Genomic DNA, 20,087 nt, shown 5'->3' on the forward strand with positions numbered 1-20,087 from the left:
GGGATACCCCACGAACCAGGGCCGCCGTTCGGGGCGTGGGCGTGGGCCGCGGCGACAACAAGGATGCATCGTCCACAAGAAAGAACCGTGACATGAACACCTCCACGCCTGCATCGTGCACGGCATGTGCCATCCGTACAGCGCCTGTTCTCCCCGGAGTTCGCGCTGTTAGCGGCCCTGGCCCGGATCCTCTGGCGCGCCTGGCCCAGAGTGGCTCAACGCCCCTGGCCCAGCGCTCCACGGCGCGAGCTCGGCGCAACGCGCGCGCGAGCGCGAGCGCGGTCAAGGTCGGCGCAGCGCGCGCGCGAGCGCGGCGTCGTCGACCTCCTCCTCGGCGGCGTGCTCCAGCGCCGCGCGGAGCGCGTCGTCGGCCGTGGCCTCGGCGGCGACGCGGATGCGGGCCCGCGCCTCGGGGTAGCCGGCGATGCGCAGGACCAGGGCCGCGCCGAGCCGGCGATCCGGCGGGGAGTCGGCGTCGTCGAGGGTGTGGAGCACGTCCTCGGGGCTCAGGGCCGTGGCCCGGTAGTCGCCGGCGGAGACGAGCTTGCGGAGGTCGTCGAGCCACGCCGCGAGGTCGCGGCCGCGCCGCTCCAGCGCCTCCGCGCCGCGGGGCGCCGCGCTGCCCACCGCGGAGGCGTGCGCCTCGCGGATGCGCTGCGCGAGCGCCTCGGTCAGGTCTTCCCCGGTCGCGAGCTCGACCGCGGCCTCGCCACGCCGGCGCGAGAGCACGAGCCGATCGCCGCGCGCCTGCACCGCGGTGAGCTCGGTGTAGGGGAGCCAGACGCTCGCGAACGGGCGCTCGACGCGCACGCCGTCGCTGCCCACCACGACCTCGGTGCGGCGAACGGCGCGGCGGAAGAGCCACGTGGACGCCAGGCTGAGGACCAGCCACGCCACGGCCAGTGCGGCGCTGCCGAAGATCGGCCTGGAGATCGCCGCGAGCGCGGCGCCCCAGAGGGCCATGAAGACCGGCAGGCCGACGCAGCCGGCCACGAGCTCGCGGTTGACGCCGCCCAGCGAGACCGCGACGCGCCGCTCCGCCGGGCCGATCCTGAGCGCCGCGAGCAGGCGCTCGCCATCGCGCTCCCGCGCGACCTGCACCTCGAGCACCCGGCCGCCGCGCAGGTGGAGCTCGACCCGGACGCGCGGCTCGGTCAAGACCAGGCCCGACACGATCTCGGCGCGCGGGATCGAGCGCTGCGTCGCGCCGCGGGCGAGGCGCAGCCCGGCCGCCCCGGCGGACACGCGCACCGGGCGCCTCGGGCCGAAGGCGGTGGTGCTGAGCAAGGCGCTCACCAGGGCGAGGACGAAGGCGAGGAGCACGCCGAGCAGGACCAGGGCCAGCGCGCCGAACGCGGTCTTCTTGAGGCCCCCGTCGTCCAGCACCTCGGCGAGGACGACGGCCACCGTGCTGGCGACGAAGGGCACCACGATCGGGAGCAGCGCGACGCCCCCGAGGACGCGGCCCACGGCCTCGTAACGCCACGCGACGCGCGGGCTCGTGAGCTCGAAGGGGGGCCGGGAAGCAGGCGGCATGTCGCGACCGCCGGATCAGCTCGGCCGGGGAGGAGCGCCGCCGCGCGGCGCGCGCGAGATCGCATGCGCCGGCCGGCCGGGGCCGGCGAAGACCGCTTGTGCGTGCGCGGGCGCGCGCATCGCCGCCTCGCCTGCACGCCCGCAACCGCGCTGGCGCGGTCCACTCCTCCGGTTGTGCCTGACACGCGCAGGGTTCACTGGTAGAGTCGCAAGCATCGCTTGGGCCATTCTGCGCCCTTTGTTGAGGAGATCTCCAGTATGTCCTTCTCGGCTCGTTCCTTTGCCTTCTTTGCCGCGCTCGCGCTTGCGTCCGCGGCGGCCGCGTGCGGCGGTACCTCGAGCTCCGGAAACGACGGTGGCGGGGGCGCCGGCGGCGCCGGTGGCGGCCCCGCGGGTCCGGGGAGCACCTCCTCCGGCGTCACCAGCGGCGCCGTCACCAGCGGAAGCGTCACCAGCAGCGGCGTCACCACCGGGAGCACCACCACCGGAAGCGTCACCAGCACCAGCAGCGCCACGACGGGGACCGGGGGCGGCGACGTCACGAGCAGCACGTCGACCGGCAGCACGGGTTCCGGTGGGTGCAGCATTTTCTGCTCTGACTTCGAGGGGGGCTCGCTGCCCTCCGAGCTCCAGTTCTTCCCCGAATACCAGCGCAGCAATATGGGCAACTACGTCAAGCTGGACAGCACGGGTCACAGCGGGACGGGCTCGGTGAAGGTGTCGGGCACAGACTTCAGCCAGATGCTCGGCGTCGCCGTCCCGAGCAAGTTCTGGGGCAGGGTCTACCTCAAGAGCGATACCGACATCCAGATGGGCCACAACACCTATGTCGCGGCGGTGTCCGGCACCGGCGATCCCAACGACGGCGAGGCTATCCGCATCGGCGAGCACCAGTGCCAGCTCGAGCTGAACCGCAAGAGCGACGACGCCGAGAAGCTCTCGAACGGCGGGATGTACACGTGCTCCGGCGGCGTGAAGCTCGTCGCGAACACCTGGTACTGCCTCGAATTCTACTACGACGGCCCGGGCAGGGAGGTGCGCGTGTTCGTGGACAGCAAAGAGGTGGACGCGATGCACGTCACGGACTGGGGTCCGTACGATTACAAGCTCTTCAAGTTCGGGTTCGAGAAGTACCACGGCGGCGCCAAGACGATGTGGTACGACGATCTCGCGCTCGGGGCGGAGCGCGCCGGCTGCGGTCCGTGAGGGCCGCGCCGCGCGGATGACGCTGCGCGGGGTGGCGTTCGTCTCGCTCACGGACGACAAGATCGACAGTGGCAACGTCACTCTGTCGATCTCCAGGATTTGACAAAATCGACCATTAGTGTCAATTCTGTCGCGTGCGGCAGTCCCCTTCACCGGCCGATCGCGCGCCCGAGCCGGGCGGCGCCCGCGCCGCGGGCCTGGCCTCGACCTCGCCGGCGCCGCCCGACGTCGCCGCCCGCGCCCTTCGCGGGGTGAGGCTCGGCGCCGTGGCGGCGGTGGCCGCCCTCCTCGTGGTCGCGCAGCGCGCCGGCGTGTTCGAGACCTTCGGCGAGCCCGCCCGGATCAAGCAGGCGCTCGTGGAGCTCGGGCCGTGGGGGTACGTCGCGTTCGTGGCGGCGTACGCCGCGCTGCAGCCGTTCGGCGTGCCGGGTACGGTGTTCATCGTGGCGGCGCCGCTCATCTGGCCGTGGCCGACGGCGTTCGCGCTCTCCATGGCAGGGACGATGGCGGCGAGCGTCGTGGGCTTCTCGTTCGCGCGCTTCGTCGCGCGCGACTGGGTGGCGAGGCGGGTGCCGGCGCGCTTCCGCGCCTACGACGAGGCGCTGGAGAAGCGGGCCTGGCTCACGGTGTTCGTGCTCCGCCTCGTCTTCTGGATGCCGCCCATGCTCCACGTGTTCTTCGGCGTCTCGAGGGTGCCGTTCTGGACCCATTTCTGGGGCTCGCTGGCCGGGTATGTCCTGCCGCTCCTGGCGACCGCCTATTTCGGTCCAAAGGTCTTCGACTTCCTGCGCGGCGCGCCCCCCGCGGTGTGGGTCGGCATGGGCGCGATGACGGTCGTCGTCGCGATCGTGCTCTTCAAGGCGCAGCGTTGGAAGCGGGGAGCGGGGCGGAGCGCGCCGTAGGGCCAGAGATCGACCAGCGCCACGCGCGCGCAGCTCGTTTCGAGGCCGTCGGTGGGACCGATACACTACGAAATGGCGTCGCTCTTCTTCCTGCTGCTCGGTCGCTTCACGGCCCTGAGGGCCACACGCGCGGCGCTCTCGACGCCGATGCGTAGCGGAAGCCCCCGTCCAGATCATGGTATGGATGCACGAGGCAGCGCAGCCGTGGGACGGGTGAGCAGGGAGAGCGGGCGATGGTTCAAGCTAGCCGGAGCAGTGACGTCGAGCCGCCGGAGCCGCCGGGCAGCCAACCCGGCGGCTCGGACCAGGGAGATGGCGCGGCCGGAGGACTGACCACGGAAGAAGAGGCCGGTCGCCCGACGTGCAATGCGGGTCGCCCCGCAGCGCCACCGCTCCGCGGAGCGGGTGTCCATGGAACGCGCCGTGCGTACACCATCGGCGTTATCACCCCCTATCTCGACGGCTCGTTCTGGAACCCGGTCCTGACGGGCATCCACGAGGCAGCGCGGCAGCGCGGTTGTCGGACGCTGGTATTGCGCGGCACGCCCGCCACGCTCCAGGCCCCCTCGCTCGCCCGAGAACAGGTGGATGGGTGGATCGTCGTGATCGGGGTGAGCGGCATCGAGCAGCTCGCCGGCGAGCGGGTCCCGCTCGTCGTCGTCGGCACCCATGTCCACCAGGGCAACTGCCCGTCCGTGATCCCGGACAACCGCAGCGGGATCCGGAGCGCGGTGCGCCATCTGATCGAGCACGGGCACCGGCGCATCGCGTTCGTTGGCTGCTTCCATGAATCCGATGTGCTCGTTCGCTTCGAAGGCTACAGAGAGACGCTCGCGGAGGCGGGGATACCGTTCGATCCCGAGCTGGTCATCCGGAGCGACGACAACTGGTATACCGGAGGCGAGAACGCCGCTCCGCAGCTCCTCGCGCGACGGCATGCGTGCACGGCGGCGGTCTTCGGGACGGACAAGAACGCGCTCGGGATGATCCCCTTGTTGAAGGCGGCGGGCGTCCGTATCCCGGAGGAGATGGCGATCGTCGGCTTCGACGATGTGCCGGACGCGCAAGCGACGGACCCGCCGCTGACCACCGTGCGCCAGCGGTTCGAGATGATGGGGAGCGCCGCGTGCAATCTCGTCGTGTCGATGCTCGCCGGCCAGACCGCCCCGCCCGATCTCGTGCTCACGCCGACCACCTTGATCCAGCGGCTCTCGTGCGGATGCGACGTGATCCAGAGCCTCCTCGACGAGGACGCGTCGTCCGGGGAGGACGAGGCCGGCGACCTGGACCGACGGATGGTCGAGCTGCTCCTCGCGCCCCAGCGCCTCGCGCCCGATGCGTCGCCCGCCGCGGTGTGGCCAGGGGTCGCCGTGGTGCTCGAGGGGTACTCCGCGGCGATCGAGGGCACCGCGCCCCCTCCGGCGAAGGAGCTGGAGCACGCTTACCAGCAGGCCATCGGCATCGCGCCCGATATCGGCACCTTGATGGCGTGCGTCCGCCTGCTCCGCCGCTCGTACGAGCGGCGCCGCGAGCGGCTGGGCGGAGATGCGGCGTCCGCGCAGCGGGTCGCGGCGTTCCTGGACAGCGCGCATCTCTCGATGGCCCGGGCTCGGCTCACGGTCGAGACGGACGCCGTGGCGCAGCTCGGGATGCTCGTGAGGTCCAATTACGAGGTGGGCCTGTCGCTGCTCAGCGGCTCGCAGCAGGAATCCCTCTCGCTCTCCTGGCTTGCAAAGACGACCGCGCTCTGGGGCTGCCTCGCGCTCCACGAGGACGCGACGACGCTGGTCATCGCCGGCGCCTACAGCCGCGACGGCAGCGCGACGCCCCCGATCGGCGACCGCCGCCGTCTGGAGGCGTTTCCGCCTGCGGATCTGCTGCCGCCCTCGGTCGCGAGCGGTGAGCTCATGATGCTCCTTTTGCCGATCCGCACGGCCCGACGCGACTGGGGGATCCTGGCGCTCATGGGGCCGACCCTCCGCGAGCTGACCGGCGATGAGGGCACGGTCGGGATCTGGGCGTCGCTGCTCGCCGCGGCCCTCGAGCGCAACGAGCTCGTCCAGTCGCTCTCGGCGAAGAACGAGGAGCTGCAGACCGCCTACGCGACCGAGCGCACGCTCTCGGACGCGGTCCGCGAGCTCGGCTGCCCGCTCATCCCGCTCCTGCCCGGCGTGCTGCTCGTGCCGCTGGTCGGCGCGATCGACCGGGAGCGCGCCCTGCAGGTGCTCACGGCCGTGACCGAGGGCGTGGGTCGACATGAAGCGCGCTTCGTGCTGCTCGACATCACCGGCGTGCCGGCCGTGGACGCGCAGGTCGCCCACGCGCTGGGCCAGACCAGCCGCGCGGTCGCCCTGCTCGGCGCGCGCGTCATCCTGGTCGGCATGCGCCCCGAGATCGCCAGGAGCCTCGTGGACGTGGAGCTCGGCGATCTGTCGACGTACTCGTCCTTGGCGGGAGTCCTGCACGAGCTGACGACAGGCGGTCTCCGCCCGGCCGCCGGAAGGCGCGGCGCGGCGCGCACCGCCTGACGGCCGGGGCCAGGGGAGCCACGCAGCCTCGGCGCCAGCGACGAGGCGGGGGCTGACGAGGCAATGCGCTCTTGCTCATTCGAGCAACGGACTGCGCGCCGACCAGCGTCGCCGGGGCCTCGGGAGCCTGCACCGCAGCCTCTTCTCGCGCCGTTCGACGATCGGGCCCTTGGCATGAGGCCTGCTCAGGGCCGCCTCACACCGGAGCTCGACCATCGGGCCGTGGCGATATGCATATCGCCGTCGACGAAGAGCACGTGAGCGATCTCTACCGCGCCGTGGAGGCGCTCGAAGGCGGCTCGGAGGAGGAGATCCATTTCGGCATCGAGATCGGCGAGCGGGGCATGGCGGTGCTCCTGGACGAGGCCTACGGCATGTTCGACAGCTACAGCGAGGTCGCATGACGACTCGACGCACATGGGACGCAGATTCGAAGCCGACGACGATCGCACGGCGGCAAGGCCGGTGAATCGATGGTCTCCAGGCGCGCACCTCCCATCGCTCGCGGGGTGACCCCGCTGCTCCTCTTCGCGGCGTTCTCCGCCGCGCTGGATATCTATGCCGGGAACCGACTGCAGGCGCTCAGCCCGATCCTCGTGGCTGCGATCTCCTTCACGCTGGTCGCCGCGCTCTTCCTCGGCGGGCTCATCGCTCGTCGAGGCGCGGCCGCCGCCTGTCTCCCGCTGCGCACCCGCCGCCGCGACGTCGCCGCGATCAACCTGTCGACGGCGGTAAGTTGGCTTTCTATGCTCGTCGCCTTGAAGCATCTGGAGCCGGCCGTGGTGAACGTGGTCAGCCTCGCGATCGGGCCGGCGCTCACGGTCCTGCTGGGCGCGCTGCTGCGTCGGAGGGGCTCGGTGCTGGTCACCGAGATGGTCGCCTCGCTCGGCATCTGCGCCTTTATCGCCTTGCTGGTCTGGGGGACGTTCACCGGACGGAGCGGCGTCGGTCACGTCGGCGCAGGCAACGCCGCCATCGGTGTCCTCCTGACCTTGACCTGCGGCCTGGCCTCGACGGCCAGCGTCATCTACTCGAAGCGGCTCAGCGACGCCGGGCAGAGCCCGGAATCGGTGCTGGCGATCCGATTCTTCCTCACGATCGCCGTGTCCTGGACCATGGCGGGTACGAGCGCGATGGCCTCGCTCGCCGAGGCGCTCCTCCCGGCCACCGTCATCACGGTGATCGGGGTCGCGCTGCCGCTGTACCTCATCCAGCTCGGCATCGAGCACACCGAACCGATCACGGCCTCTCTCATCACGTCCCTGTCGCCGTTGGTCGCCTTCCTGCTGCAGCTCCTGGATCGGCGGCTGCAGCCCTCGGTGCTCACGCTCGCGGGCGTCGTGGGGATCACGTCGCTCGTCGCGGCGGCGGCGATGGCGCGCGGCCGCCACGGGAGACGGTCGCAGCGGGAGAATCGATGCGCGTCCCGGCGCCGAATCGAAGGCGGGTTGTTCGAGCTCTCCACCGATGAGCGTTGAAGCTCGCCCGGGACAGGACGCCCGCGACCCGGCCCAGGTGGAGAGCGCGCTGGACGGGTCACCGCAAGGGCTCCCGCGCCCCTCACTCGTCGATGACCGCCTGGATGATCCCGTCGAAGAACTCCCCGGTCCCGACCGCGTCGAGCATCCGGCTCCACCCGATCTCGTCGAACGGGTTCGGCAGGCCGTGGTTGGTGAGCAGGATCCCGAACAGCTCGCGGCTGCGGTCGATCCACATGAAGGTCCCCGCGCCGCCCGCCTTCCCATAAGAGCCCCTCGATAGGCGCATCCCGCCGCTGGAGAAGCGACGCGTCGCGAGCTCCCAGCCATAGCCCTTGGGCGTCGACAGCAGGTTGGACAGCGGGGACACATCGGTCTCCACCGCCGAGACCTCGGGCGTCTGGTTGCTCACCATCGCCGCGGCGGCCTGGCCGCTCAGGATGCGGACGCCGCCGTACCTGCCGCCGTTCAGCATCATCTGGCAGAAGACCGCCATGTCGATCGCCGTCGAGAAGACGCCGTCGCAGCCGACGATGCCGCCGAGCGCATAATCCTGCTCGTCCTGCACCTCGCCGCGGACCCACCGGCCCCTGATCTCGGAGTAGCCCGTGGCCGCGGTCCGCCGGATCAGCGACGCCGGCGGGTTGAACGTCGTGTCGCGCATGCCGAGCGGGCCCCAGATGCGCTCCTTCGCGAAGGTGTCGAGATCCACGCCCGCGGCGGCCTCGATCACCCGCCCGAGGAGCCGGTAGGTGAGATCGCTGTAGAGCACCTGCGTGCCGGGCACGTACTCGAGCGGCGACTCGGCCATTCGCCGCCAGACGCGCTCGTCGTCCGGGTCCTCCATGAAGGGGACGTCCATCGGCAGGCCGGCCGCGTACCGGAGCATGTCCCGCACGGTGATGCGGCGCTTGCCGTTGGCCGCGAATCCCGGCACGAAGTCGGCGACCCGATCGTGCAGCCGTAGGACGCCGTCCTCCACGAGGATCAGCGCCGACGTGGCCGTCGCCAGGACCTTCGTGATCGAGAGCAGGTCGAACAGCGTGTCGAGCGTGACCGGCTCGCGCGCGCCGCGGACCCGGGTGCCGAACGCCCGGTGCCCCACGATCCTCCCCCGCCGCGCAATCAGGGCGACCGCGCCCGGGAAGAGACCGTCGTTCACGCGGCGCTGGATTCGCGCAAAGACGTCCTCGATGCGCTCCGAGCTCAGGCCCACGCCCTCGGGCCGCCCGTGAACGAGCCTGTCGTAGATCGGCGCATGCATCGGCGCGTGCGCCTCGGCCACCCGGGCCGACAGGACCGATGGCGCGAGCGCAGCCACCGCCGCCGTGCGGCCCAGCCCCTGGAGAAGACGCCTGCGATTCAAAGATCCATGCTCAGTGCACATGATCGCTCCTGATCCGTGGGGTGGCGAACCGCGATCCGCGGGGGCCGAGCCGCGCCGCCGCAGAGGCCGCTCGGAGGCGCTCCCCGCGCTGTGGATCGAGGTCGCCATCGCCGCTCTCAGCGGTCGCTGAGCGAAGAGCAGGACGCGTGCCGGGCGACGAACCCAGCAATTTGCGGCGGTGGCGCCCGTTCGCTCCGGCGACCGGCGCGCGGGTCGTGCATCCGCCTGCACGATCCGAACGATCTGCACGGATTTGCATGATTCGTGCAGATCTTCGTGCAGCTCGGTGCGCGGCCCCGCGTAGGATGTGCTCGTGGACGAAGGTTTTCCCGGCGGCGATGCGCGGGGCTCCTGCGCGACCCTCCGGCTCGCGATCGTGGCGGGCAGCACGATCGCCTTCGCCCCCCTGCCGCCCCGCGGCTGCGTCGTCCTCGGCCGCGACGAGGGGTGCGACGTGCGCATCGAGGACCGCTCGGTCTCGCGCCGGCACGCCGTCCTCCACGTCGGCCCGCCGCTCCGGATCGAGGATCTCGGGAGCGCCAACGGCACCTTCGTCGGCGAGCAGCAGCTCCCGGGGATGACGGCGCGGACCCACCGGCTGCGCCGCCTGTCGCGGGACAGCGCCGAGATCGGCATCGGCGAGCGCTTCAACCTGGGCGCGACGACCATCGTCGTCGGCCGCGCGCCCGCGGAAGCCGCCGCGGCGCCCGACTGCTGCGCGCCCGCGGGCGTCGTGGTGCGGGCCGCGGCCATGCTCGCGCTGTACGAGCAGGCCGCCCGCGCCGCGCGGAGCCTCATCAGCGTGCTCATCCTCGGCGAGACGGGGGTCGGCAAGGAGGTGCTCGCCCGGACCCTCCACGCGCGCTCGCCGCGGGCCGGCGGCCCCTACGTCGAGCTGAACTGCGCCGCGCTGCCGCCGTCGCTCCTCGAGAGCGAGCTCTTCGGCCACGAGAAGAGCGCCTTCACGGGCGCGAGCCAGGCGCGCCCGGGCCTCCTCGAGTCGGCCCACGGCGGAACGCTCTTCCTGGACGAGATCGGCGAGCTGCCGCTCGCCTTCCAGGCGAAGCTGCTCCGCGTCCTCGAGGACCGGAAGGTGCTCCGCATCGGAGGCCGCACGCCCCGGCGGATCGATCTCCGCTTCGTGGCGGCGACCAACCGCGATCTCGAGGCGGAGGTCGCGCGCGGCGCCTTCCGGCAGGACCTCTACTTCCGGCTGAACGGCATCTCGCTGGTCGTCCCGCCGCTGCGCGAGCGGGTCGCCGAGATCGGCCCGCTCGCCGACAGGTTCCTCGAGGAGGCGTGCCGGCAGCTGGAGCAGCGCAGCGCGCCCCGCCTCTCGCCGGAGGCGCTCGCCGTCCTCGAGGCGTACGCCTGGCCGGGGAACGTGCGCGAGCTGCGCAACGTGATCGAGCGCGCGGCGGTCCTGTGCGCGGGAGATTCGGTCGAGCCCGCCGATCTGCCGCCGCACCTGGCGAGCGGGGGCGCGGGCCCGCGCAGCGGCTCCGCGCCGCCGCTGAGCGGACCGGCGCCGCTGAGCAGCGCCGCGCCGCCGTCGAGGGGCTCCACGCCGCCGCCGGCTCCCCCGCCGCCGCCGGTCGGCCCCGCGCCGCCGTCGCGGGGCTCCACGCCGCCGCCGAGGGGCTCCACGCCACCGCCGGCTCCCCCGCCGCCGGCCGGGGACGCCGCCCGGGCGCGCGGGGGGCCGCCGGGCGAGGGCGCCGAGGGCGCCGGATCCCCCGCGGAGCCCCCCACGCCGACGCCGCACTCCGAGGAGATGGAGAGGCTGCGGCTCGAGATGAGGGCCGTCGATCGCCAGCGCGTCCTGGAGGCGCTCGAGCAGTCCGCCGGCAACCAGACGCGCGCCGCGAAGCTCCTCGGCATCTCGCTGCGCACGCTGATCAACCGCATCGACGCGTACGGAATCCCGCGGCCGCGGAAGCGGTCGCCCTGAGCGCTCACGAGCTGGACGAGAGGGCGGCGCCGCCCTTGCGGAGCGTGCTGGTCGCCCCCTCGCGGATGCCGCGGAGCGCCGCCTCGACGTCCCGCTCCGCGCCCAGGGCGAGCCCCCGCTCCGCCAGCGCGCGCGCCGCGGCCGAGTCGCTCCCGGCGAGCGCCTGCTCGGCCGCGTGCAGGTAGAACTCCACGGCCAGCCGCGGCTCGCCGCCCCGCTCGAAGTGCTCGGCGAGCACCTTGGCGTCGTGCTCCCCCGCCTGGAGGAGCCACTCGGCCGCGAGCCTGTGGCCGAGCGCGCGATCGTGGTCCGGGAGCATCGCGTAGCAGCCGTCGCGGATGAGCGCGTGCCGGAACGCGTACTCCTCCTGGTCCGAGAAGCGGCTCTGCTCGCGCCGCTCGAGGAGCTCGCGCTGGAGCATCCAGGGCAACCAGTCCACCGCGAGGGTCGAGCCGCCGGCGTCGCCCAGGAGGGCGAGCGCCCCCTGCTTCCAGAACGTCTCGCCGAAGACGCTCGCCGCCCGGAGCAGCCGCCTCGCCTCCGGGGGGATCGCCTCGAGCCGCGCCTCCACCATGCCCAGGATCGTCTCCGGCAGCCGGTCCGCGCGCCCCTCCGCGACCGCCCGGATGAGCTCCTCGAGGTAGAAGGCGTTGCCGCTCGCGCGCTCGACGAGGCGCGCGACCTCCGCGGGCGGGAGGCCGTCGCCGAGCATCTGCCGCACGAGCTCCTCGGCGGCGCGGCGCGGGAGCGCGCCGAGCGTCATCTCGTGGACCTCGCTGCCCTCCCAGAGGATGGGGAAGACCTTGCGCACCTCGACGCGCGCCACGTAAAGCACCGCGAACGGCCGGTCGCGGAGCTCCCGGAGGACCCGCGCGATCAGCTTGAGCGACGCCGCGTCGCCCCACTGGATGTCCTCGAGCACGAGCAGGTACGGCCCCGCCGCGCACGCCGCCTCCATGAAGTCGAGGTAGGCGAGCGGGATCTGGTCGGCCATGAGGGCCGGGCTCTGCCGCGCCTCCTGGAACCTCGGGTCGGCCTCGCTCGGGAACGGCGTGCCCACGATCTCGCCGAGGAAGGCGGCGATCCGCGTCCTGTCGCCCGGCCCGAGCGCCGGGGCGCGCGCGACCAGCGAGAGGAGCCGCTCGCGCTGCGCCGGCGCGGGCTCGCCCCCGGTGATCCCGGCCGCGCCTCGGAGCGCGGAGCCGAGCAGCGAGAACGGCGACCCCGCGCTCAGCGAGTCGCCGCGGCCGACCGCGACGGTGATCTCGGGGTGCCGCTCCCGCAGGACCTCGATGAGCTCGTGGCGCAGGCGGGACTTGCCGATCCCCGGCGGCCCGGTGATCAGGATGGCGCGGGGCTCGGGCCCGCTGAAGCTGTCCTCCAGGAGCTCGCGCAGGTTCCGGAGCTCCCGGTCGCGGCCGACGTAGGGGCTCGGCTTGCCGAGGAGCGTCCGCGCCGACCGGCCGACCTCCCGCTCGTGCAGCAGGAAGAACGTGCCGGACCGCGCCGCCTCGATCTCGAAGCGCGCGTCGAGCAACGCCCGGGTGACGTCGTCGATCCGCACGGGATCGGGCTTCCGTTCCGGACGCGCCCGCGCCTCGAGCTCGGCGAGGGCGAGGAGCGAGGCCGCGCGGTCCATGACGGGCCCGACCGGGAGGCTGCCGGTGTGCTCGGCGCGGCCGGTCGCGAGCACGACCGAGGCGTCGGGCAAGATCTGTCCGAGCTTCAGGGCGCACCGCGCCGCGCGCGCGGCCTGCTCGACCGCGTCGCCCACGCCGGCGATCGAGAGCACGATGGTCCCGTCGGCGAGCGCGTCCACGCGCGCGCCGAACGGCTGCGCGCTCGTGTGGAGCTTGCGCGTGAGGTCTCCCGGCATGGCGGCGACGAGGGTGTTGGCCGAGCCGTCGGACGAGGCGGGGTGCAGCTCCTTCGCGGCCACCATCGAGAGCAGCCGGAGCTCGCCCGTGGTGATCGCCTCGTACAGCACGGGCGGCGCGGCCAGGCCGCTGCTCGGGTCGCGCTCGAGGGCGTCGAGCGCCTCGAGCACGGCCGAGCCGTCGCGCGGCCGCTGCTCCGGGTCCTTCGCGAGCATGCGGGCGACGAAGTCGTCGAGCTCCTGCGGCAGCTCGGGGCGGAGGTGCCGCACGCGCGGCGGGTCTTCCATGAGGAGCTTGGCGAGGAGGGCCATCACGTGCTGGCCCTGGAACGCCGGCCTGCCCGTGAGGCACTCGAAGACCACGGCGCCGAGCGAGAAGATGTCGGCCCGCGCGTCGAGGCGGTCGCGGTCGCCGGTGGCCTGCTCGGGGGCCATGTAGCCCGGCGTTCCCATCACCGAGCCGGTGCGCGTCAGCGCGCCGAGGGTGCGCTTCGTCCGGGCGATGCCGAAGTCGAGCACCTTGAGGCCGGCGACCTCGCCGCCGACGAGCAGGAGGTTGCCCGGCTTGATGTCGCGGTGGACGATGCCCCGCGCGTGCGCCGCCCCGAGCGCCTCGGCGGTCGCGCGGAGCACCGCGACGCTCTCCTCGAGGTCGAGCTTCTGCCGGGCGAGGCGCTGCGCGAGGCTCTCGCCTTCGAGCCACTCCATGGCGAGGTACGGCACCTCGTCGGGGGTGACGCCGTGGGCCACGTGGCGGACGATCCTCGGGTGATCGAGCTCGGCGAGGATGCGGGCCTCGTGCTCGAAGCGGTGGGAGGCGCTCCGGTCGGGCTGGCCGAGGAGCTTCAGCGCGACCGGCGCCCCGGTGGTCCGGTCGAGGGCGCGGTAGATCGTCCCCATCCCGCCGGAGGCCGCGACGCGCTCGATCTCGAAGCGGCTGTCGATGACCTCTCCCGGGCGCATGAGGCGGAGGATGCACCGGGGTCGAGCCGCCATCAACGGTCCGGCGCCGGGGGCGCCTGGTGTGCGCGTCGCCCCCACGCCGCGGCGTCGCGCCTCAGCTCCTCGGGATACGCCACGTCGCGCCGGCGCGGAAGAAGAGCACGTTCGGCATGCTCTGCCCCTCTCCGGGGATGCCGTCGTCGTCGGCGTTCATCGGCTCGAAGCGACGGAACAGGCTGTGGCCCGCGTGGGCGGTCAGCCACACCGTCCCGAAGGCGCGCACGCCGAGCGTCACGCCCGCGGTGGCGACCGAACAGGCGATGTGATCGACGCACCGATCGGGCCGCGCCACCCGCTCGTCCGGCTCGGTCGCCGGGTCGTCGGCCGGCTGGGCGGCGCAGGGCCAGGCGCCCGCGACGCGCGCGTCGCGCACCGCGTAGGCGTTCCCCGCCAGGTCCGCGCGCAGGCCGATCTCGACGCGATCCGAGAACAGGAGCTTCGCCGCCGCGAAGCCAGGAAGGAAGGCCTCGAGGCGGAAGTACGGAGTCGGTGTCCAGTCGACATAGGCGGCTGGCAGCGGGAGGAGCGTGCCAAAGCTGAACGACGCGAGCGCGCCACCCCCGAGCACGAGCCGCTCCGAGAGCGTGTGGGTCACGAGCCCGAGCGCGCTGATGCGGGCGAGCCCGCCGTCGAAGCCCTCGAAGTCGCCCGCGAGCCCCGGCGCGACGCGCAGCGAGAGCGACCAGTCGCGGGGGAGGAGCTGGACGAACAGCACGGAGACATCGACGGAGTGAAAGGCCCGGAGCTGGTCGAAGCCGGGCAAGGCGTCGGCGTAGGAGACCGCTTCGACGTGGTACACCGCCCCCGGGATCAGGAACGTCTTCTCTCCGAGAGGGAGGGGCACGTTGACGCCCACCTCGTACGACGTGACCTGCGCCCGCGTCGGGCGTGGGTCCTCGAGCGCGGCGCCCGGCATGTACTGCGCGCTCAGGTCCGCGAGGTCGGGGAGCTGGGCCCAGGCAGCGCCCGGCGCGAGGGCCCCCAGGAGCGCCGCGAGGGCGAAGAGCCGCGAGATCCGCGCGATCCGGCGGCAGGTGCCTCCTCGAAGCTGCTCCGCGGAGCGCGCGGCGGCACGATCGGCCGGCCTCATCGCATCACCCGCTGCCCGCGACCGCCGTATGGGTGAGGAACCTCCGTCGATCGATCATCGATGCATCTCCGGCGCCTGAAAAAAAACAATCGACTCAAACACACGTTTAACGTCATTGACATCTGCGCGGAGCGTTGTCAAGGTGCGTTTCAAACAAGCGTATGAGCGACCGAGACCGCCCTGCCCACGCGGACGATCCACGCCAGCGGCTCGTGGTCGCCGCGATCGATCAGATCGAGAAGCACGGCATCGGGCAGGCGACGGTGCGGAGGATCGCGGCCGCGGCGGAGGTGAACATCGCCGCGGTGAACTACTACTTCCGGTCCAAGGAGGCGCTGCTCGCGGCGGCGCTCGAGGGGTCGATTCGCCACATGCTCGAGGACACCGAGGAGTTCCTCGCCCGGATGCCCGACGATCCGATGGACGCGCTCAGCGGGCTGCTCGGCTACCTCCTCGAGGGCTGCCTGCGCTACCCGAACCTGAGCCGGGCCCACCTGCACGACGCGTTTCACGCCGACGACTACAGCGGTCCTTTCCCGAGGCTCTTCGCGCCGGTGGTGGCGCGCCTGCGCGATCTCGTCCGGGCGGCGGTGCCTGGGCTGGAGGAGCGGGCGGCGGCGCGCCGCGTGGTGGCCGCGCTCTCGGCGGTCTTCTTCCCGGCGTTCTTCGCGGGGCTCTACGAGGGGCTGAGCGCGCTCGGCTCGCCGGCCGACCGCCTCACCTACGCGCGCGAGCTGGCGCGGCAGACCCTGGCGCCCGCGGAGACCGAGGCGCCCGCGGCCCGCGGCAAGCGGCCGAAGCGCGGGTGATCGGCGAGGGTCACCCGGGGGGATCCCTGCGATGAGGAGGGGTTTCCGGGGGCGGTCAGCAGTCGAAGTAGCGCCGGAGCCCGGGGCGGATGACCTCCTCGATGGTCTCGTCGAGCAACACGCGCGCATTCAGGCCGCTGCACAGCCCGAGCTGCTCGCCTTGCGGGGGAGCGTCGTGAGGCGGCAAGTGCGCGTGCTCGTGCTGCACGAGGTGCCGGAACGCGACGGGGAGGTAGCGCTCGACCGCCGTCCGCTCCGCCGCGGAGAGCTCAGGCGCGACCTGCTCGAGCAGGCGCCAGCCGAAGCGGGCGTGCCCGACCTCGTCGGCGTAGATGCGCGTCAGCAGCTCGAGCAGCGGCCCGGGCGGCATCTCCAGCCGCTCGGCGCCGATCAAGGCCACGGCCACGGTCTCGCTCATGCAGCAGATGTGGATCACGTTCCGGAGCACGGCGGCGCGGGGGGGCGCGTCGCGGTGCAGGGGGAACTCCGGTCGCTCCGGGACGCTCGCGGTCGCGGTCCCGCCGAGGGCCTCCACCACGGCGCCGCAGAGGATCCCGTGCCGGCGCTCCTCGGCGGCGAAGCCCCGGCACGCGTCGGCGAGCTCCGGCGGGAAGCCAGCCTCGGCGAGCTGACGCGCGAGCGCCTCGAACACCGCCGACGACGCGTGCTCGTTCACCATCCGCGCGCGCCAGGTGCGGATCGCCGAGGGGAACAGCGCCGCCGGATACCCGCTCACGTCGAAGGCCCGGGCGCGCGCCTCGCCGCGGAGGTCGAGCAGCGAGGCGTTCATGCGACCTCCGGCGCGGCGTCGGCGTCGAGCGCCGGCGGAACCGGGGGGCCCCACGGCGTGCAGAACGTCTGGGTATAGAGCTCCTGCTCGGGCGCGACCACGCCGCTGAAGCAGCAGACGCTGCGGACCGGCTCGGCCTCTCGGTACGAGATGGCGCGGGCGCCCACGCCCACGATCAACGCCGTGCAGCAGTTCACGAAGGAGGCGTCTTCCGCGAGGGCGGCCAGGTCCTGCTCGGAGAGGCCCGCCCCGGGGTCGGGCGCGCGCTCTGCCGTGTAGCCGAGACAGCACTCGAGCTCCGCGCGAGGGCGGGCATCCGCGTCGTCGAGGCTCGCCGGCTCGGCGCACGCGAGCTCGGGCGGCTCCGGCTGGACGGCCTCGGAGCAGTCGGGATCGCCTTCCGCGGGCGTGCAGCCGGGCGCGGGCTCCTCGGGTGTCGGCGCTGCCCCGCCGTCGCCGGCGTCCTCTCCGGCCGGAGCCGCGTCGTCCGGCGCTTCCGGCGATCCCGGCGCGTCCGGCGCGAGATGCTCGTCGGGATCCAGATCCGATGACTGCTCGCCGGTGGTGATATGCCCGCCGCAGCCGACCGAGGCGCCATAGGCCAGCGCTCCCAGCGCGACCCTCGCCGCCGCACGCAATGCTGCCCGTCTCGTCTCCTCACGCATACAGTCCGCCTCCACGAAAGGTGGTACGCGCTGCGGAGTGCCTCCGCCGCGGTACAAGCCGCTCGCGCGGCCCGCGTGGTTCAGCGTATGCGCGTAGGAGAACCAAGAGAATCTGCATCTTCCTCACAGCATTGAATCAAAGATCCGAACAATGGCGCCGCGGTCTCTGCCGGCGCGGCGCTCGGGGAGGTGCGGGCGGCGCCGCGCGGCCGCCGGCGGGGAGGCGACGGCCGCTGACGCGCCGAGGGGTGTTCTTGCGCGCTTCGAGCCTCATCGCGGCGCCGGGATGGCGGCGTGGAGCTCCTCCGGGGGCGCCACGTGGAGCAGGGCCACGTTGCCGTCGCGCCGCCGGTGAGCACGTTCGGCGCGAGCAGGGGTCGCTGGCCTGCTCTGCGGTGCGCGGCGAGGTGCACGATACGCGTGTATCGAGCCCGCGCTTTCCTGGGCTGTCGTGCCAGCTCCGTGGATCACGTCGTGGGGGTGAACGGGGCCCGCCACAGCCCGACGAGGGCGTCCACCAGCCCGACCGCGGCGGCCTCCCACGTCGCTCGCGGCGTGGCGGTGCCCGCTTGCAGCGCCCGCTCGCGCTCGGCGCACATGTGCACGATGAGCTGCCGGCTCATGTCGCCGCGCTCCGCGCGCACCTCCTCCGGGAGGACCGGCATGAGCCGGATCAGCCCTTCGATGGTCTCCTGCATCGACGTCGAGGCGACCGTCTCGTCGATCACGATGCGGCGGAAGGCAGGGTCGGTCGTCGCCTGGGCGATGAAGCGCGCATACCAGCTCGGGCTGCCCAGCGAGGCGAGGTGCTCGGTGAGCGGCCGCACCAGGCATCCGATCCAATCGCGCAGATCGGACGAGCCCTTGATCGACGCCAGCATCTCCGCGCGCCGTCGCTCGATGGCCGAGGCATGGCGGCGGACGATGGCGAGCACGAGGTCGGCCTTGGTGCCGAAGTGATAGCCGACCGCGAAGTTGTTCGCCTGCCCTGCGGCCTCGCTCACCTGACGATTCGAGACCGCCGCTACTCCCTGCTCGGCGAAGAGCCGCTCCGCGGTGGAGACGATGAGCTCGCGGGTCTCGTTCCCGTGCGCTTGCCTGACCCTCGAGCTGACCATGATCACCAGCATACCAGAAGGCGGATCGCGGCGGTGGACTGGTGCAGGGGGCGACCTGTGGCCGGTCGCCCGAGCCGGGCTGCCAGCTGCGCCGCGACACGGCGGCGACCCGCGTCGCCAGACGACGATGCTGGGCGGCCCAATCCAGGATGCGGCCGCTCCCCGCGCGCGCACGTGCACCGCGTCTATGCCGAGAGCACGACGTCCGGCACGATGACACCGTGGAACACGCGCATCCACCACGTCCCGGCCGGGAATACGACGCTGCGCACACCGGCGCGCCAGCGTTCGAGCGCAGCGCGGTACGACGCGCGAAACGCCCGCACAGCAGCACCAGCGGTGCGCCGAGCGTCACCCTGCTCGCGGCCGACCGCGAACGTAGGATTGCATTCGCGCAGCGCCTCGAAGCTCGTAGCACGCGCGTAGGGGGAGACGTTACTGACTCGCTCAGCGCCCAGGCAGCGGCGCCCCTGCCGCAGCAGATCCGCATGAGCCTGTGCTTCCTGTCGCCCGAGCTCGGCGGCGACCTCTTGGCGGAAGGCCTCCGCGGTGTCCTGTGCAATGACCGGCGGCAGCGAGAGCGGGAGCGTAATTTCCTCGGGCCACTGAGGGTTGTCCGGGTCGAGATACGCAGAGGGGCGCGCGGCGCGCAGCTCGCCGCGGCCGAGCGCATCCATATCCACCTTGGCGCCCGGCCACTCACGCGCATGTCGGACGAGGCCAGCAGCCACGGGATTCGCGAGTATATACGCGATCTTCTCCACCACGGCCGCGCGCGTCAGCAGCCGTACCACGCTCGGGGCCTCATGGTCCCACACCGGTCCTTCCCATGCGCGGAGCACCTTCGTGCCGAGCGCGACGATGCGATGGAAGAACTGCAGGAAGCGAGGCAAAACGCCCGCCACGTCGGTCACGATCAAGTGCAGATGCGTCGACATCGCGCAGAGCGCGTGGACCTGGAGGCCATAGCGCCGCGCGGAGACCGCGAGGGCGTAGATCAGGAGCTGAGTGATCGCCGCGTCGGGGCGGAAGAGCAGATGTCGACGCAGGACGCGACGAGTGATCATGTACGTGGCGCCGGGAATGACCTCGCGGGGCTGGCTCATGGTTGAAGGCGCACCAACAAACGCCGTGCCAACACTTGCCGCGAGTGATTGCAAGGGGTTATCTCGGCCCCGTGGGTGGCGGCGCCATGGTGGTATCCGTGTCCGCCATCCTTATTTATCCTGGCTGCGGCTATCTCTGCTGTTGTTACGCCGCTTTGCTACCGTCTGCTTCTGCTGCTTCTGCTACCTCAACCCGGGTCGTGCTGGTGCTGGTGCTACCTCTGCTACCTCAACCCGGGTCGGGTCCAACCGGTCCAACCTGGGTCGGGTTGGTGCCCAGCTACCTCAACCCGGGTCGGGTCCAACCCGGGCCAGGTCCAACCTGGGTCGGGTTGGTGCCCATGGTCTACGGCGACGGCGACCCTCATCTCGGCGATCGGAGACGTCGCCAGGGTGCCCGTGCGCTCGTGGAGCCTCGCCGAGGCACGGGCCGCGCACGGGCTCATGGCGGGCTTCCTGGCCATGAACGCCGCCCTCGATGCGGCCGAGTTGCGCCGCCTCGGGTGGACACCGCGGGTGGGAGAGGCGCTCGGAGGGATCTACGGCGCGCTGCGCAACCCCGCGCAGGGGTACGGAGCCTCGTGAACCGCGCTCCAGGCAGCGGCGGCGGACCGCGAGCTCTGCTGCTGGAACGCCCGGAGAG

At 72.5% G+C, this 20,087-nt stretch carries 16 protein-coding genes; 8 read left to right on the forward strand and 8 right to left on the reverse strand.

Going from position 1 to position 20,087, the window contains the following annotated elements; translation table 11 throughout:
* Positions 1-282: 282 nt before the first annotated feature.
* A complete protein-coding gene (locus NQZ70_RS39900) occupies positions 283-1,536 on the reverse strand; it encodes a hypothetical protein (protein WP_129578902.1) in 1,254 nt (417 codons plus the stop codon).
* A 258-nt stretch (positions 1,537-1,794) separates the two neighbouring features.
* On the opposite strand from NQZ70_RS39900, the gene NQZ70_RS39905 reads away from it, so the two are divergent.
* The 5 genes from NQZ70_RS39905 (at position 1,795) to NQZ70_RS39925 (ending at position 7,650) form a co-directional block, all read left to right on the forward strand.
* Positions 1,795-2,742, forward strand: coding sequence for a hypothetical protein (locus NQZ70_RS39905; RefSeq protein WP_129578903.1), 948 nt, complete (start codon positions 1,795-1,797; stop codon positions 2,740-2,742).
* A gap of 134 nt (positions 2,743-2,876) precedes the next feature.
* Positions 2,877-3,644 carry a TVP38/TMEM64 family protein gene (locus NQZ70_RS39910; protein WP_237244470.1) on the forward strand — a complete coding sequence of 256 codons (768 nt, stop codon included), beginning with the start codon at positions 2,877-2,879 and terminating at the stop codon, positions 3,642-3,644.
* A 233-nt stretch (positions 3,645-3,877) separates the two neighbouring features.
* The gene (locus tag NQZ70_RS39915; RefSeq protein WP_129578904.1) at positions 3,878-6,172 is read left to right on the forward strand and encodes a substrate-binding domain-containing protein; all 2,295 of its coding nucleotides are present in this window, start codon (positions 3,878-3,880) and stop codon (positions 6,170-6,172) included.
* A 230-nt stretch (positions 6,173-6,402) separates the two neighbouring features.
* Positions 6,403-6,576 (forward strand): hypothetical protein, encoded by a 174-nt coding sequence (locus NQZ70_RS39920; protein ID WP_165374401.1) that lies wholly within the window; start codon positions 6,403-6,405, stop codon positions 6,574-6,576.
* Between the two features lie 105 nt (positions 6,577-6,681).
* Positions 6,682-7,650: a DMT family transporter gene (locus NQZ70_RS39925; RefSeq protein ID WP_129578905.1), complete on the forward strand. Its 969-nt coding sequence runs from the start codon at positions 6,682-6,684 to the stop codon at positions 7,648-7,650.
* Between the two features lie 82 nt (positions 7,651-7,732).
* Here the strand turns inward: NQZ70_RS39925 and NQZ70_RS39930 are convergent, their stop codons facing one another.
* A complete protein-coding gene (locus tag NQZ70_RS39930; protein WP_237244471.1) occupies positions 7,733-9,016 on the reverse strand; it encodes a serine hydrolase in 1,284 nt (427 codons plus the stop codon).
* Between the two features lie 328 nt (positions 9,017-9,344).
* Here NQZ70_RS39930 and NQZ70_RS39935 point away from each other — a divergent pair, with 328 nt between their 5' ends.
* The gene (locus NQZ70_RS39935; protein WP_272826523.1) at positions 9,345-10,988 is read left to right on the forward strand and encodes a sigma 54-interacting transcriptional regulator; all 1,644 of its coding nucleotides are present in this window, start codon (positions 9,345-9,347) and stop codon (positions 10,986-10,988) included.
* A 4-nt stretch (positions 10,989-10,992) separates the two neighbouring features.
* Here the strand turns inward: NQZ70_RS39935 and NQZ70_RS39940 are convergent, their stop codons facing one another.
* A complete protein-coding gene (locus NQZ70_RS39940; RefSeq protein WP_129578906.1) occupies positions 10,993-13,827 on the reverse strand; it encodes a serine/threonine-protein kinase PknK in 2,835 nt (944 codons plus the stop codon).
* Positions 13,828-13,921: 94 nt separating this feature from the next.
* Positions 13,922-14,956, reverse strand: a complete 1,035-nt coding sequence (locus NQZ70_RS39945; protein ID WP_129578907.1) for a DUF6268 family outer membrane beta-barrel protein — start codon at positions 14,954-14,956, stop codon at positions 13,922-13,924.
* Positions 14,957-15,117: 161 nt separating this feature from the next.
* Between NQZ70_RS39945 and NQZ70_RS39950 the strand changes: the two genes are divergently transcribed.
* The gene (locus NQZ70_RS39950; RefSeq protein ID WP_129578908.1) at positions 15,118-15,765 is read left to right on the forward strand and encodes a TetR/AcrR family transcriptional regulator; all 648 of its coding nucleotides are present in this window, start codon (positions 15,118-15,120) and stop codon (positions 15,763-15,765) included.
* A 55-nt stretch (positions 15,766-15,820) separates the two neighbouring features.
* On the opposite strand, the gene NQZ70_RS39955 is transcribed toward NQZ70_RS39950, so the two are convergent.
* From NQZ70_RS39955 to NQZ70_RS39970, 4 genes are all read right to left on the reverse strand, one after another.
* Positions 15,821-16,555 carry a ferritin-like domain-containing protein gene (locus NQZ70_RS39955; protein ID WP_129578909.1) on the reverse strand — a complete coding sequence of 245 codons (735 nt, stop codon included), beginning with the start codon at positions 16,553-16,555 and terminating at the stop codon, positions 15,821-15,823.
* Positions 16,552-17,220, reverse strand: coding sequence for a hypothetical protein (locus NQZ70_RS39960; RefSeq protein WP_129578910.1), 669 nt, complete (start codon positions 17,218-17,220; stop codon positions 16,552-16,554). The genes NQZ70_RS39955 and NQZ70_RS39960 overlap by 4 nt, the downstream gene beginning before the upstream one ends.
* A 467-nt stretch (positions 17,221-17,687) precedes the next feature.
* The gene (locus tag NQZ70_RS39965; RefSeq protein ID WP_237244472.1) at positions 17,688-18,338 is read right to left on the reverse strand and encodes a TetR/AcrR family transcriptional regulator; all 651 of its coding nucleotides are present in this window, start codon (positions 18,336-18,338) and stop codon (positions 17,688-17,690) included.
* 185 nt (positions 18,339-18,523) lie between these two features.
* Positions 18,524-19,444 (reverse strand): transposase, encoded by a 921-nt coding sequence (locus tag NQZ70_RS39970; protein ID WP_129578912.1) that lies wholly within the window; start codon positions 19,442-19,444, stop codon positions 18,524-18,526.
* Between the two features lie 393 nt (positions 19,445-19,837).
* Between NQZ70_RS39970 and NQZ70_RS39975 the strand changes: the two genes are divergently transcribed.
* Positions 19,838-20,029, forward strand: coding sequence for a hypothetical protein (locus NQZ70_RS39975; protein ID WP_272826527.1), 192 nt, complete (start codon positions 19,838-19,840; stop codon positions 20,027-20,029).
* Positions 20,030-20,087 lie beyond the last annotated feature (58 nt).

Source organism: Sorangium sp. So ce836, assembly GCF_028553905.1.
GTDB lineage: Bacteria > Myxococcota_A > Polyangia > Polyangiales > Polyangiaceae > Sorangium > Sorangium cellulosum_D.